Origin of the sequence: Mesorhizobium sp. M8A.F.Ca.ET.208.01.1.1, assembly GCF_004791315.1 — a bacterium.
Classification (GTDB): Bacteria; Pseudomonadota; Alphaproteobacteria; order Rhizobiales; family Rhizobiaceae; genus Mesorhizobium.
In genome coordinates this window covers 81,612-96,056 of sequence record NZ_SRUT01000013.1, presented here as the reverse complement: position 1 = coordinate 96,056, position 14,445 = coordinate 81,612, and the positions used below count along the sequence as shown (strand labels likewise).

Genomic DNA, 14,445 nt, shown 5'->3' with positions numbered 1-14,445 from the left:
GTCTAATACACGAGATTGGCGCAGGATGAAGGCGGTCAGCGCGCCCGAAAACCTCGACTTGCTGGCTTGGCATGGTGCTCTGCATTAAGCGCGGCTTCGATATTCTGTCCGACCATTGTCATCGAGTGTTAACCAGCCTGTAATGAACAAATGTATCAAGCCCTCTGCGGCCACCCTCATAGCCGTAGCCGCTTTCTTTCACGCCGCAAAACGGCGTGAATTCGGTCACAGTTGCGGTAGTGTTGACGAAGACACCGCCCGCTTCCAAATTCTCAGTCAGGCGTTCGACGCGCTCAGGTGATTGCGTATAGACGTAAGCGGCTAGTCCATAAGGCAGGGCGTTGGCCATGCTCACCGCTTGCATCTCATTGTTGAACCCGTTGAGCGGCGCGAGCGGCGCGAAATATTCGTTGCGCATGATAAGGCTGTCAGGGGGCGCTTCGCACAATACTGTAGGTTCAAAGAAATAACCAGGCCCATTGACCCTATTGCCACCGGTGATGATCTGAGCTCCACCACCTATTGCGTCTTCGACCACCCCAACTGTGGCATCAATTCTACGGGAATGCGCGAGTGGACCGATATCTGTATCGGGATCCAGCCCATTTCCGATCCTTAAGCTCTTAACTTTGCTCAAGAAGGCGTCCACGAACATGTCATAAGCCGGCATTTCGACGAGAAGTCGACTAGGAGCGGTACAGACTTGGCCGGCGTTCGCAAATTTGGCTAAGGCAAGTTCACTTGCTGCTGCATCTATATCGGCATCTGCGAAGACAAGCGCGGCTGAGTGCCCGCCCAATTCCATGCTTGCGGGTTTCATTCCCTCCGCCGCCAGTCGCGCAAGAGATTTCCCAACAGGGATCGAGCCAGTGAGCGAAATTTTTCGAACCACCGGCGATGCGATCAATTGTCTTGAAATCTCAGCGGGATTGCCAAAGACCAGATTAAGATATCCGTTGGGCAAGCCGCCTTCCTGAAGGGCCCGTGCGAGTTCAATTGCCGCCGAAGGCGTTTCCTCTGCCGCCTTCAAGATAACGGGACAGCCAGCAGCTATTGCCATCGCTAATTTCCGTCCCGGTAGCACCAGAGGAAAATTCCAAGCGGTAAAAGCTGCAACCACACCGACCGGCACCGGTTTCGACGAACGCCTGATTGCTTGTCGGTTATTCCCGAGATCGGCATCGCACAATTCCAGCGCCAGCTGCGCATAATATCGAAACAGCTCGACGACCCGACCGACCTCGGCCCGGGCCTGGACCAGCGGCTTTCCCTGTTCCAGAACTATACGCAATGAAATCGAGGCTTCCCTTTCCGCAAGGATATCGGCCGCTCGTGCCAATACTTCCTTTCGGTTCTCAGGCAAGAATCGGCGCGAGGACCCAAACGCGCGCTCAGCCGAATGCAGCGCCTTTTGAAGCAAGTGGGGAGTGGCCGAAGGCAGAAGACCTAATACTGTCTCGTCAGCTGGGTTTATCACTTCCCTGGGCGCCGCCGAGCTGGACTCGACAAATTCACCATCGATGAACATCCCGAGCGTCGGGTAGCCTGAATTTGCTCCCGCAATCATCGAGTTATGCTGGCCTGTCACCTCGGTGCTATGCATTGGCTTGTACCATTTGCCAGGTTTCGGCTAAGGCCACATCAAACCGTCGGAACATCTCGTCTATTTCGGGATCTGAGATGATCAGCGGAGGGCAAAAAGCGATAATGTCCCCGATATTCCTGATAATTAGTCCATGGTTCTGGCATCGCAGGCTACAGAATGGGCCTACTTTCAGTGACTTGTCGAACTGCGCCTTAGTGGCTGGGTCAGACGAAAATTCAATCCCGCCGAGCAGACCGACCCGTCGAATATCCCCAACCATGGGATTGGCGGCGAAGGATTCAATGCGCTGCGCAAAGTGTTTTGCGACAGACTGGACGTGCTGGAAAATCGAGCGTTCTTCATAAATCTCCAGGGTCCGGAGCGCGACCGCCGCGGACACTGGATGACCCGAATAGGTAAAGCCGTGGGCGAATGCGCCATATTTCTCGCTGCCGCTTACGAGCGTTTCCCAGATAGTCGGCGCCACAATTGCGGCCGAGATCGGCAGATAGGCGGAGGACAGGGCCTTGGCGACCGTGATAACATCTGGCTGCAGATGGTAGGTATCGCTGGCAAATGCGTGCCCGGTGCGCCCGAAGCCGCAAATAACCTCGTCCGCCACGAACAGGATCTGATTTTCCCTGAGGATTTTCTGAACTCTATCGAAGTAGCCGGCGGGTGGCGGCACCACCCCGCCGCCAGCTATTACCGGATCGGCGTAGAATGCTGCGATTGTGCCCGCGCCCTCGCGCTCGATCAACTTTCTAAGGTCGTCCGCGCAGCGCTCGGAAAACTGCTCTTCGCTTTCGCCCGGCAAGCCGTCGCGATAGTAATCTGGGCACATGCATTTCAAAAACCGGTCGAGCGGTAGGTCAAAGCCGTCGTGACACATTTCCAAACCGGTCATGGAAGCGGTCGCAAGCGTGACGCCGTGGTAGCTGCGCTCCCGAGTGATGATCTTCTTCTTCTCGGGACGGCCCAGAATATTGTTGGCGTACCAGATCAGTTTGATGACCGTGTCGTTGATTTCAGATCCAGAATTGGCAAAAAAGACACGTCCGTCAGATATGGGAACCATATCCTTTAGGCGATCGGCGAGTTCGATCATTGGCCGAGTCGCCATGCCGTTGAAGCTATGATAAGTGGGCAACTTGTCGAACTGCTTGGCAGCCGCGGCTGCAAGTTCGGGTTCACTGAAACCAAGCGCGGTGCTCCACAACCCGGACAGCCCTTCAATATAGCTCTTGCCATTCTCGTCGATGACGTGGATGCCGTCGCCACGCTCGATGATCAGCGGACCAGAACGCTGATGGTCGGCCAGATTTGTGTATGGATGGATCAGCGACTGTTTGTCCAAATCCATAAGCGACCTGTTTTTATCGTGCATTTTTCCTCCACAACTCCCGGCTGAGGGAGAGTTTCAAACAAACTGCGGACGGAAACGAACTCTCCTGATCACAGTGTTGGTTCGTATTCGTAATCCTGAATTGCGCCTTCCACGGTAATAAAACCGTCTGCGATGTCGTTTTCGATTGCGTTTCTGTCGCGTTGCGAGGGGTCACCGTACCCGCCGCCCCCGCCGGACCGGCAAATGATCAAATCGCCTGACTTGAGCTTGATGCCGTTGGCTTTCAGGCAGCTGATTTCTCCTACTTCGGAGGACTTGACGATTACCGACGGAGGACGCCCATGCCTGCCCCCGAGCAGGCCCCATGCCGGCGTGACAGACCTTTCCCACCAGAAACCGGCAGCGCAATTGTCGGACAACATCTCGTAGGTCTTCGTTATGCCGCAGCCGCCACGCCACTGTCCGGCGCCGCCTGAATCTGGGCGTAGGGAATAATCTCTGACCCTGAGCGGATAGCGCGTTTCGCAAACTTCGATGGGAATGTCCCTCAGGCCCCCATTCACTTTGTTGATCAGTCCGGAGACCCCATCATGGCCACGAAACGCCCCCCAGCCTCCGACATGGCATTCGAAATCGATAAAAATCCCTTCATTTCGGGGATCCGTGCCCGACATGATCACCGGATTCGAATCGCCATAATCAGCAGCTGTAACGTTGTCTGGCATCGCATTGGCCAGTGCCTTGGCGAGGAGGTCGATTTGCAACCCCAGGGAACTAAAGTACCAGTTTGCGGGTGCGGGACTGGTACAGGCGAGAAACGAACCCTCGCGCAGTTTTACTGACAGCGATCGAAACGAGCCACCGTTAACTGGTTTGTCCGATGCGAACAGATATTTGAATCCGACCCGACATGCTGAGATTGTCTGGGAAGCCCCGCTGTTGATCGGTCCGGGCGCCTGATCACTGGCCTCGGTTACATCGATTTCGATATCGCTACCCTTTACAGTAACTCGCATTTTCACATGGAGCGGGCCGTTCCCCAATCCGTCATCGTCGACATAGCCTTCCGCCGAGTATTCTCCATCCGCAATCGCTTCAATGGCTGCCCGCTCAAAGCTTTCGGCCTGATTGAAGATCATCTCCTTGGCGTCGTTAACAACTTCAACTCCATATTTGTCGAGGAGTTCAATAACGCGGCGAGACCCCACGTACGCAGCCGCGATCTGCGCCTTGAGATCGCCGATTACTCCCTTGGGTAATCGGGTGTTGGCCTCGATCACGTCAACCACGTCGTGATTGATTTCGCCCCCTATTGCCACTCGGGTGGGCGGAAGGCGTAGGCCCTCCTGGAATATCTCCGTCGAATCGAACGACTGTCCCGGGTCCTTGCCGCCAATGTCCAGCCAATGGGCTCGGGAAACGGCGAAACCAAAGAGCTCGCCCCTGAAAAAGATCGGTGCATATACAGAGACGTCATTGAGATGGGTGCCAACAACGTAAGTATCGTTTAGTGCCCAGATGTCGCCTTCGCGCCAAATGTGCCTGCCGAATTTGCGCTCCGTATATTCCGAACAGATTTCCAGATTGCCGAGAAATATCGGCAGGCCGGACGATTGGCCGAGAACCTCGTGGTCGCGGTCCAGGATCGCAACAGCGCAATCCTTCATCTCATAGATGATCGGCGTGAATGCGGAGCGGATTAGCATCGCGTTCATTTCTTCCGCGGCGGATATCAATCCATTCCTGACGATCTCAACAGTGATAGGGTTCAACATGTTCCATCCCATTGCCCAACTCTGATGCTCATGACCCCACCGCCCTTCGAGTTCCACAAATCGGCTTCAGTCCGCTGCGCGCTTCGAACGCTCGAGGCTCGCCGGCTCCGGCACGGCGCCGGGCCCCCGAGCTATAGGTCGGCAGCGTATTCAGTTTTGGCCTAACCTACGGCGGCATGTGCAAAGACCCGCCCGGATCCATCAGTCTCTTAACTTCCAAGATCACGTCAACGATAACCGTCACCGAAAGGCTCGCTAATATCAAAGTTTTGGTAGCCACAGTGAAATTGATATGAGCCACGCCGCACCAGTTCTGGTTTCTAACGTTACCTTGAACCTGCCGCGCTTCGTACGTTCGCCTTTTCATCGCGCCGGAGTGTATCGAGGGAGGAGTTCCACCCAGTCATTTGCGGTGTCAGGCATTCCGATTTGGTTGATTCCCGCATCTCGTCAAGCGGGATGCTGTGGCTCATGCATGCCTTGTGCAAAGAGCACTCGCATCGAGGAAACTGTAGAAATTTGTCAACATGGACGGTCAAAATGAACCTGGTTAAAACCCCTCTTACTGAAGCTGACGTGGTACGCGATATCGGCTACGTTCCCATGAAGGATGGAACACGTATCGCTTACATTTCATATCGCTTGAAATCTGGCCGCTATCCAAGCGTGTTTTGGTATTCCCATTATAAAGCAAGTGCCGCCCCTTTCGAAATGGCAAAGCAATTTCTCGAAGCCGGCTACGCTTTCGTTGGTGCCAACTTCCCCGCGACAGGGTGCTCGGAAGGAATCATCGACTATTGGGGCGACCGTAAGGAGGGAATTTACGGCGCCGAAGTGGTCGAATGGATTGCCCAACAGTCCTGGAGCGACGGCAATGTTGGGATGATTGGCAATTCAACTCCCGGCAATTCTCAATTCTGGGTGGCAGCAGAGCGACCACCTCATTTGAGAGCCATTGTGGCAAGCGGAATAGGCGATGGCTACGGCGACGGGCCCTATGCCGGCGGCATGTTTCAGCTTGGGAACGTGGCATGGGAACTCACGACTAAGTCCACTCAGGCAGCCGGTGCAGAATGGCGGATAAGCGAGGGTGATAACCAGTGCGTCGTAATTCGCAAAGATAAGCAAGCCGTCAAACGCGCATTTCTCGACGAGCTGAGAAGCCGTCCACTTAAAGATGATTGGTGGGACTCTGTCTCTTTTTGCTGCGAGGATGTTGCCGGCCAGATTAATGTGCCTACTATGATTGTTGCGGCATGGCAGGATGAGTTTGGCAGCGTCGCTAAGTATAGCACACGGCTATTTACTCACTTCCTCAAAAATGTAAACCACAAGAAACTTCTGCTGATGAACGGAGATCACAATATCGCCGGCCCTCACCCGACTATCGGGGTTCGAAGCTATGGCTTTGTAGATACGGAACAGATGAGATTCATGGACCGTTGGGTGAAGGGCGTTGAAAACGGTGTAGAAAATGAAGCTCCGGTCACCGTGTTTTGGGATGTCCGAGAGATTGATGGAAACGCTAAGCAGGCGGTTGCCGGTTGGACCACGATGCATAAGACTTGGCCAGAACCGACAGTTGAGCGCCGTCCCTTCTATCTCACGGCTGACGCCGCGCTATCCCCTAACGAGCCGATTGGCAGCCCAGCCGATGGCGTTCGCGCCTACCTCTACCCGACGGCAGCAGAACTCGTCGGCAGCAGCCAGCAGTTTGCGCTCCAGCCATATTCCCCAGGGGTATTGAATTACCGAACTGCCCCGGCCGAATCAGACATGGTGGTGCTTGGGAATCCGGAAGTTACGCTATATCTCAGTATTGACTATGGAGATGAAGCAGACGTCGGGTTAACGCTGAAAGACGTCGATGCCGAAGGCAATGTACTCTTTCTGCAGGGAGGCTTGCTGCGGGCTTCGCTGCGAGCCGTCGATGAAGCGCGGACATATGCTGACGAGGTGGTTCATTCTTTTCGCAAAAGTGAAAAACTTGTGCCCGGTGAAATCTACAAGATACGGATGTCGCTGCTGAACCCGATTGCTCACGTCGTCCGGCAAGGGCATCGCCTCGAGCTGACTATTTGCGCCCCCAGCTCTACTCTCGACCAGACATCGGCTCCCGATCGATATCCGCACAATTTTTACGCCAGCATCCCCATCGGCGGACCGTCCGTCAACAGGGTCTATCATTCGAAGAAGTACCCTTCGAAAATCCTGCTTCCCATAATACCGGGGGCAGTAGCCCAAGCGGCCGCGCCTGGCCCCATGACGTTGCGAGGCCAGCCTTCTCGAAAGCAAACTGAGTTTGTACCGGGAGGGCTGCCGATTCTGTAGCTCCAGCTCGTACCGGCCAGCATCGGTGACTGAGTTGCGCGAAATAATCGAAACAAGAGTGTATTCTCGCGATCGGCCGGGCTTCTCGCGCAACCACGGCTTGAGCTCGAACTCGGTGACGACGGGCCTAGGTCTTATGGCGCACGGCACGGCGCGCGCCCGATTGGCCGCAGACCTCGTTCTGAATCCGGTAGAGTTCGGCGATGCGCCGAAGCGCCTCGTTGGCGATCGGCGCGGAGCCGGACCACGACACGCTCTAGAAGCGCCAGCGGACATGATGGCACGTACGCTCTTTCCGAATCGGCCCTGTAGCGAAAAGCATGGGCGTCGTCAAACAGAGGGATCTTGCCGACATTGCCAAATCAGTCTTCCATTGCACGGGGCCGACCAGCATGGAAGAGCGATTCTCCGACGGAACCTCGGATGCTTTGATGCTGTGACGTAAAGCACTTCTTTCGTATCCCTCCAGCTGATTGGTTGGGGAGGCTTGCCCGTGAGCGATTTCTGGGAATCGGCTGCTACGAAGCGAGGGACACGAGGTCCGCCCGATCCCACGTGCGATCCTACCTCAAGAACAACAAGCATGATGCCACCGTGCGCTGCGCTGAAGTCGAACAGCTCGGAGGCGTTAGAGGGCAGCGGCACTGCTTCTTCCAAGGACCCGTCGCTGGAGGACTTTCAAGGTCGGGAGTAGCGCCGTGAAACCTGCGGCAAATCACGCCTCCTGGATTTGACCTGATGAGGTGGACGGCCTCCGCTCCCGGCATCGCAATGTGCCAAAGTGTGGCTGTCGAAAGTCACATGAGGGAGAGCCGTCCATGGAGAAGGTTAGCACAATCGGTCTGGATGTCGCCAAGCACGTGTTTCAGGTGCACGGCGTTGACGCGCAGGGCGCAGTGGTTGTCCGCCGGAAGTTGCGTCGCGACGATGTAGTCGCATTCTTTACGTCCTTGCCGGCGTGCTTGATCGGCATCGAAGCCTGCGCAACGAGCCATCACTGGGCTCGTGTCCTCACGGCTCTGGGGCATGAGGTTCGCCTGATGCCTGCGTCATACGTAAAGCCATACGTGAAGCGGTAGAAGAATGATGCTTCGGATGCCGAGGCAATCTGCGAGGCGGTCACGCGACCGACGATGCGCTTTGTTCCGACAAAGAGCGAGGAGCAGCAGAGCGTGTTGATGCTGCATCGCGTCCGCGAGCTTTTGATCCGGCAGCGGACAATGCTGGTGAACGCCTTGCGCGGCCACTTGGCGGAGTTGGGCATCATCACTCGTCAGGGTGCTACAGGGCTGAGCATGCTCGTCGCGTTGGTTGAGGACGAGGGGCACGACCTCATTCCCCCGCTTGCCCGATCGGCCCTCTTTCTTTTGGTACAGCAATTGCGTGAGGTGCACGAGAAGGTCGGTGAGCTGGACCGACAGATTCACATCTGGCATCGTTCGCACGAGTTGAGCCGTCGCCTCGAAACGATCCCCGGCATCGGTCCGATCACCGCCAGCGCAATCGTTGCGACCGTGACAGATGCTTCCCTGTTCAAATCCGGCCGGCAACTCGCGGCTTGGCTTGGCCTGGTGCCGCGACAGAACTCATCCGGAGGAAAGGATCGGCTTGGGCGGATCAGCAAACAAGGCGATCCGTACATCCGTCGCCTTCTTGTTGTGGGAGCCCATGCCGTGCTTCGCTTCTGTCGTAAGGGCAAAGCGGCACCCACTCGCTGGGCTGCCGAGCTTCTGGCGAAAAAGCCGTACAACGTCGTTGCGGTGGCCTTGGCAAACAAGATGGCCCGGATCGTCTGGGCGCTGATGACTACGGGCTACGGGCAAGCGCTTCGCGGATTCACCGGCGTAGTGACGTAGTCGCAGAGGATGCACAGAGGTTGGTGAGGTGCTGATGGTGTGATGACGGACGGTCGAACCGGGATCGGAAGAACCCGCTCAGTGGGTGCCGCTCAAAAAGCGCGTTGACCTGTCTGGGATCCGATCCGCGGACTTCATCAAGGCCAGCGGCATGAACAGGCCGCACTCAAAGGCCGAATACATGCCTGCACCCGACCAACCTGTCATCAATGTCAGAAAGCCCCTTGCCACGCGGAGGCCGTCCATACATGCCGCTAAAGGATCTGATGGCATAAGGTGCAGTTTTCGTGCTGACTACGGACAGAAGTATGATCTTGGCAAAGATGACTACTCGAAGGGGACGTGGCGAGCATACGCCCATTGCAGATGCATGGCGTGCAATCACGGGTGTCGTCTTGGCCAGTTATAATCAGCAGGCATTGGCTCTACTCCACGGGCATCGGGTAGTGCCATTAGGCGACGGTCTTCGTCGTCGTCCTGCCAGCACCCTGTGATCTCCTCGCAGGTCGCGAACCAAACGCCCTCATGAGACTTGAAGTATTCAATGAGACGCTCCAACATGATCATGTGATGTGCCTGGCCGATGACCTGCGGGTGCAGTGCCATTACGTAGATACCATTGGGCTGGTTTTTATAGCAGTAGTCGAAGATGTCCTTCCAGCGGCGGAGAACGATTTCTGTATCGCCCATAGTTTCGTTAGCGCCGGTGTAAGCCAATGGGGGGAAATCGTCCAAATACCAACTTACGGGGATCTCGAGTACCTTGCTAGCTGCACCGGCGACATTACCGTTTTCCCAACGTACCTGCCAGCGCTGCGGACGGTAAGGAACGAGATCCCGCGCCATCAAGCTGCTGTCGTACTTGAAACCTGCTTCCTCGATCAGATCGAGGGTGCTTTCACTATAGTCCCAATATGGAGAACGATAGCCCTCCGGCCGAAGGCTGAGCACGCTTTTGTAAGTCTTCAATGCAAGATCCATTAAGCGCTTCTCCGTCTCTCTGGAAATGAGGGTTGGATTCTCATGGTAGTAACCATGATGACCTATCTCATGGCCCTCGTCGCAGATCCGCCTGCTGACTTCTGGGAAAGTGTCAATAGTATGAGCGGGGGTGAAGAACGTGGATTTAATACCTGCCCGCTTGAAAAGGTCAAGAATTCGCGGCACGCCGACGGCGGCGCAAAACTCACCGCGGGACATGGAGGACGGGGTCGGGCGGTTGAAGCCGCCCAGCCACAGTGCCTGAGCATCGAAATCGACACCTAAATTTACGGCAATCTTTTTGCCGTGCGGCAGGTTAAGTTTCCCCATTGGTTTGTCCTTTTCGGGCTGTGGACTGTTCGCGAAATTCATCGAGCGTGAGGCCTCGATGATCGATCAACGGCACGCCGCAGGCGGATTGCCGCGCAGGTTGAAGCGATGATAATTCCGCCGACAACCCGCTCAAACTTCCGCAGCGAGCTCGGCCATCATCTTCACCAGAGGAACTAGAAAGTTGGGGTCGGGGTCGGGGTCGCCCGTGTTCTCGAGCACGCCGAAGTCGACGACGGCGATGCCAGTGTCAGGGGTTCGCGAGCATGAACTGGCCGCCGTAGCCGCCGTGGCCGAGCCAGGTGCCGTCAGTCGCCATCTGGTTGCTATAGCGTATCCAGTCGCGCGGCTTCGGCATTGGAGGGCCCGGATTACGGCGCTTTGTTCGATGAAGGCGGCATCGCCGACGCGACGGCCATCGATGCCTTCGCCCTTGCGCGCGAAGAGCAGGCCATAACGCGCGAGATCGCGGGCAGAGAGGCACGCGCCGCCATCGATCAGCGGCACCCCCTCGCGGTCGCAGGTGATATGGAAGCATCCTTCGATACCGGCCGCTTCGACGATCTCGATCAGCCAGTCGCGCAACGGCCGGCCGCTGACGCGCTCGATGATCCAGCCGATGACATCGCTGTTGGTCGACTTGTAGGGCGCGTGGCCAGTGCGGTTTGCCAGATCGCCGCCGGTAATGCCGCAGACGAAGGAGCGGGTCGTCTCCTCCTTCTGATCCTTCTGACCCTCCCGCGGCAGGCGCCACCCGTTGGCGGCATCCAAGTCGTAGACCGTCGCATGGGGGTCGCTGTAGTCCTCTGAGAAGTCGTTGGCGACGTTCATGTCGGCGACGTCCTTGACGGTCGCCTGGGCGTAGCCCGTCCCGATCTCCGACAGATAGGTGCCTATTCGCTCGTCGAGATTGACGAGACCGTCGGCCACCGCGCGGCCGAGCATCAGGTTGAGTGTCGTCTTGGTGATAGACATGATGGGATGCGGCCTCTCGGGGCCGAAGTCCGGCGCATAGCGCTCGTAGAGGATGCGCTCGCCGCGCACCACGACGAAGGCCGAGAAATGCGGCATCGCAAGGAAGCGTGCGACGTCGGGCCGGTCCCCAATGGTCCACTCGATCTGCTTCCTGAACGGCAGAACGCGGGGGGCGCGCAGCGACATGGCGTAGCGCATCGTAGTGTGGAGGTTGTGGAAGCCGCGGCGGCGGTAGTCGGGCAAGTTCCAGCGCGGTTGGTTGTCGAACAATATGTCGAGGTCGGGATTGGCGATCGAGGGGATCGTCATGTGACGGGCATTTCCAAGTTGGGTTTGATTCATGAGACTCACGACCCGGCAACCATAATGGTGGCACCTTTTACGGCTGCCTGCATATTCACGCAGCTTCATGCAGGTCTCTTTATGGGGGACGTTTTTCGGGCGCTAATGGACGGAAGCATGCGTAAGCCCGTCGTCCTGGCTTTTCTTCGCAAAGCGCGGGCTCCGATGAGCGACACTCGTTCACCGCCCAACCGCAACGCGGTGCGAAGGCGCAGCCGGGAAGGCGGTTGAGAGGGCTTGGGACTTCGCCGTCGAGCGGTGGGGACTGGCGCCGTCGCCGAGGATCGATGACCGGCACGGCGTCGAGCAAAGCCCGCGTGTAGGGGTGGCGCGGATCGGCGAAGACCTCATCAACGGACCCGCTCTCAACGATCCGGCCAAGATACATGACGGCGACGCGGTGGGCGATGTAGTCGACGACACCAAGATCGTGCGTGATGAACAGGTAGCTGACGTTTGATCGGGCCTGGAGAGCCTTAAGGAGCTTCAGAATCTGGGCTTGCACGGAGACATCGAGCGCCGCGGTAGGCTCATCAAGCACAAGCAGCCGTGGTTCAAGTGCCAACGCTCGTGCGATGGCGACGCGCTGCATCTGCCCGCCCGAGAGCTGATGGGGATAGCGGTTAAGGTAATCCACGCCGAGTCCAACTTGTCTCAGCAGTTCGCCGGCGCGCCGGGTGACGGCTTCGCCGCGCATGCCTAGAATACCGCTCAGCGGTTCGCCGACGAGCGAGCGCACCTTCATCCTCGGATCGAGGGAGGAATGCGGGTTCTGGAACACCACGCCGACGTCGCGGCGTGGGGGCATTGTGGTCCCGTGAAGGTGAGCGGTGACTATATTGCCGCCGATCGCGATTGTGCCTGCATCGAATTCCACAAGCCCCAGGAGTGCGGAGGCGAGCGTGCTCTTGCCGCAGCCCGACTCGCCGACGAGTGCTAGCGTCTCGCCCGGCGCGATCTGAAAGCTGATGTTGTCCAAGGCCTTTATGGCGCCGTGTCGCGTGGGATAGACTTTGCACAGGCCCTCCACGGAGACCAGGCGAACTGGCAGTGCGGCGTTCATGGTGCCTCCGTGACCTGCTGCTGGCGAACGGCATGATGGCATAGCGCCAGGTGGTCCTCGCCAAAGGTCCGGGCCGGCGGATCCGCCTCTGCGCAGATGCCAGTCGCCCGGTCGCACCGGTCGTGAAACGCGCAGCCCGTCGGTATCACGCCAGGATCGGGCACATGGCCGGGTATTGAGACGAGATCGCGGGTACCGCGGCCAACTGCGGGAACCGTACCTAGCAGCTTTGCCGTGTAGGGATGGCGAGGCTGGTCCATCACCGCCTCCACGCTGCCCATCTCAACGATCCGGCCCGCATACATGACGGCCACGCGGTCGCAAAGATGCGAAACGATGCCAAGATCGTGAGTGATGAACACGACGGCAAGGCCCTTCTCATCGGCCAGGCGCCGCAGGAGCCAGACGATTTGTGCCTGGATGGTCACGTCGAGCGCCGTCGTCGGCTCATCGGCGATCAAAAGGCGCGGCTGGCAGGCGAGAGCGAGCGCGATCAGGGCACGCTGGATCTGCCCGCCCGAAAGCTGGTGCGGGTACTTCTCAAGTGCAAGCTCCGGGTCAGGGATGCGCACGGCCTTGAGCTCGCTCACGGCCACGGAACGCGCTTCCAGCCGGCCGACCGGTCGGTGGCAACAGATGACATCGATCATCTGCCGCCCAAGCGTGAAGAACGGGTTCATGGAACGCATCGGATTTTGGAAGATCATCGCAACGCGGCTGCCGCGCATCGCACGCAGTTCGGACTCGGGCCGCCCAATGACCTCCTGCCCGTCGATCCTGATGCTGCCGGTGACGCAGCCGGGCGGCGGCACCATGCCAAGACAAGCGCTCGCGGTCATGGACTTCCCGCAGCCCGACTCGCCCACCAAGCCGAGCACTTCGCCTGCAGCAACTTCGAAATCAACGCCGCGCAGGATCGAAGTCGATCGGAAAAGGCCGGGAAAAGTCACTCCGAGGCCGCTCACCTGAAGAACCGCGTCGCTCATTCCCGTCGGCCCTGCTTTGGGTCCAGAATATCGCGGAGGCCGTCGCCAACGAGATTGAGCGCAAGTACTGTCACGAAGATGGAAAGACCCGGAAACAGCGCAGTCCACCAGTGATCGAGGAAGTCGACCCGGGAATCAGCCGCCATCAGTCCCCACTCGACAGCCGGAGCCCTTGCGCCCAAGCCGATAAAGCTCAGCGATGCCCCGGCCAGGATCGCGTAGCCAAAATCCGCCGAGGCCGCAACGATCACCGGCGTCAGCGAGTTTGGCAGGACGTGGCGAACCAGAATGCTCGGATGCCCCAAACCGATCGTTCGCGCGGCGCCGATGTAAAGTTCTTCGCGGACCCGCAGAACCGCGCCGCGCATGATGCGCGCGGTTCCTGGGAACCATGAGACGCCGAGCGCGATCACAGCGCTCCAGATGCCCGGACCAAGTGCAGCAATGATGGCGATCGGCAGAAGCAGCGGCGGAAAAGCCAAGAAGACATCTGCTACACGCATCAAAAGAAGGTCGGTCCTGCCACCGAAATACCCGGCCACAAGTCCGATGGGAACGCCGATGACTAAGGCGAGAAGGACAACGCAAAGACCGACGAGCAGCGATACCCTTCCTCCATGAAGCACCCTGGCGAAGATGTCCCTGCCGAACCGATCCGTGCCCATCAGGTGTTCGGTACTGGGTGGTGAAAGCCGCTCCGACATCATGATCTTGGTCGGCTCATAGGGCGCAATCCAGGTGGCCAGCACGGCACCTGAAGCCACCACCAAGAGGATGGCCACGCCAAAAACGAACAGCCGGTGCTGTCCGAAGAATGCTCTTGCGCGGATCAGCCGGTCGGGCCACTCGATGACGTCGGTTTGCATCATCGTC

At 58.0% G+C, this 14,445-nt stretch carries 11 protein-coding genes and 1 pseudogene; 2 read left to right on the top strand and 10 right to left on the bottom strand.

Going from position 1 to position 14,445, the window contains the following annotated elements; translation table 11 throughout:
- Nucleotides 1–118 precede the first annotated feature (118 nt).
- From EN851_RS32160 to EN851_RS32150, 3 genes are all read right to left on the bottom strand, one after another.
- Nucleotides 119–1,603, bottom strand: coding sequence for an aldehyde dehydrogenase family protein (locus tag EN851_RS32160; RefSeq protein WP_135930839.1), 1,485 nt, complete (start codon nt 1,601–1,603; stop codon nt 119–121).
- Nucleotides 1,596–2,972 carry an aminotransferase gene (locus EN851_RS32155; protein WP_135930838.1) on the bottom strand — a complete coding sequence of 459 codons (1,377 nt, stop codon included), beginning with the start codon at nt 2,970–2,972 and terminating at the stop codon, nt 1,596–1,598. Before EN851_RS32155 ends, EN851_RS32160 begins: the two co-directional genes overlap by 8 nt.
- 68 nt (nt 2,973–3,040) lie before the next feature.
- On the bottom strand, nt 3,041–4,708 hold the full coding sequence (locus EN851_RS32150; RefSeq protein ID WP_135930837.1) for a hydantoinase B/oxoprolinase family protein: 1,668 nt from the start codon (nt 4,706–4,708) through the stop codon (nt 3,041–3,043).
- A gap of 540 nt (nt 4,709–5,248) precedes the next feature.
- Here EN851_RS32150 and EN851_RS32145 point away from each other — a divergent pair.
- Complete coding sequence (locus EN851_RS32145; RefSeq protein WP_135930836.1) at nt 5,249–7,039, top strand: CocE/NonD family hydrolase; 1,791 nt, start codon at nt 5,249–5,251, stop codon at nt 7,037–7,039.
- Nucleotides 7,040–7,166: 127 nt separating this feature from the next.
- On the opposite strand, the gene EN851_RS37770 is transcribed toward EN851_RS32145, so the two are convergent.
- On the bottom strand, nt 7,167–7,292 hold the full coding sequence (locus EN851_RS37770) for a hypothetical protein (RefSeq protein ID WP_281041109.1): 126 nt from the start codon (nt 7,290–7,292) through the stop codon (nt 7,167–7,169).
- A gap of 544 nt (nt 7,293–7,836) precedes the next feature.
- A complete protein-coding gene (locus tag EN851_RS37445; protein WP_245520862.1) occupies nt 7,837–8,034 on the bottom strand; it encodes a hypothetical protein in 198 nt (65 codons plus the stop codon).
- Between EN851_RS37445 and EN851_RS32140 the strand changes: the two are divergent.
- Nucleotides 7,954–8,895: pseudogene (locus EN851_RS32140) on the top strand (IS110 family transposase). The gene EN851_RS37445 and the pseudogene EN851_RS32140 sit on opposite strands and share 81 nt — an antisense overlap.
- Before the next feature lie 381 nt (nt 8,896–9,276).
- Here the strand turns inward: EN851_RS32140 and EN851_RS32135 are convergent.
- From EN851_RS32135 to EN851_RS32115, 5 genes are all read right to left on the bottom strand, one after another.
- On the bottom strand, nt 9,277–10,248 hold the full coding sequence (locus EN851_RS32135; RefSeq protein WP_210234947.1) for a polysaccharide deacetylase: 972 nt from the start codon (nt 10,246–10,248) through the stop codon (nt 9,277–9,279).
- Between the two features lie 90 nt (nt 10,249–10,338).
- A complete protein-coding gene (locus EN851_RS32130) occupies nt 10,339–11,490 on the bottom strand; it encodes a serine hydrolase (RefSeq protein ID WP_189521982.1) in 1,152 nt (383 codons plus the stop codon).
- Between the two features lie 112 nt (nt 11,491–11,602).
- Complete coding sequence (locus tag EN851_RS32125) at nt 11,603–12,586, bottom strand: ABC transporter ATP-binding protein (RefSeq protein WP_135930833.1); 984 nt, start codon at nt 12,584–12,586, stop codon at nt 11,603–11,605.
- Nucleotides 12,583–13,572, bottom strand: a complete 990-nt coding sequence (locus EN851_RS32120; RefSeq protein WP_135930832.1) for an ABC transporter ATP-binding protein — start codon at nt 13,570–13,572, stop codon at nt 12,583–12,585. The genes EN851_RS32125 and EN851_RS32120 overlap by 4 nt, the downstream gene beginning before the upstream one ends.
- On the bottom strand, nt 13,569–14,438 hold the full coding sequence (locus tag EN851_RS32115; RefSeq protein WP_245520855.1) for an ABC transporter permease: 870 nt from the start codon (nt 14,436–14,438) through the stop codon (nt 13,569–13,571). The genes EN851_RS32120 and EN851_RS32115 overlap by 4 nt, the downstream gene beginning before the upstream one ends.
- Between the last annotated feature and the right edge of the window lie 7 nt (nt 14,439–14,445).

Coding starts and splice junctions, on each gene's coding strand:
- EN851_RS32135 (WP_210234947.1), bottom strand. CDS start 10,248: ATGAATTTCGCGAACAGTCCACAGCCCGAAAAGGACAAACCAATGGGG.
- EN851_RS37445 (WP_245520862.1), bottom strand. CDS start 8,034: ATGGCTCGTTGCGCAGGCTTCGATGCCGATCAAGCACGCCGGCAAGGA.
- EN851_RS32130 (WP_189521982.1), bottom strand. CDS start 11,490: ATGACGATCCCCTCGATCGCCAATCCCGACCTCGACATATTGTTCGAC.
- EN851_RS32150 (WP_135930837.1), bottom strand. CDS start 4,708: ATGTTGAACCCTATCACTGTTGAGATCGTCAGGAATGGATTGATATCC.
- EN851_RS32120 (WP_135930832.1), bottom strand. CDS start 13,572: ATGAGCGACGCGGTTCTTCAGGTGAGCGGCCTCGGAGTGACTTTTCCC.
- EN851_RS32115 (WP_245520855.1), bottom strand. CDS start 14,438: ATGCAAACCGACGTCATCGAGTGGCCCGACCGGCTGATCCGCGCAAGA.
- EN851_RS32160 (WP_135930839.1), bottom strand. CDS start 1,603: ATGCATAGCACCGAGGTGACAGGCCAGCATAACTCGATGATTGCGGGA.
- EN851_RS32125 (WP_135930833.1), bottom strand. CDS start 12,586: ATGAACGCCGCACTGCCAGTTCGCCTGGTCTCCGTGGAGGGCCTGTGC.
- EN851_RS32145 (WP_135930836.1), top strand. CDS start 5,249: ATGAACCTGGTTAAAACCCCTCTTACTGAAGCTGACGTGGTACGCGAT.
- EN851_RS32155 (WP_135930838.1), bottom strand. CDS start 2,972: ATGCACGATAAAAACAGGTCGCTTATGGATTTGGACAAACAGTCGCTG.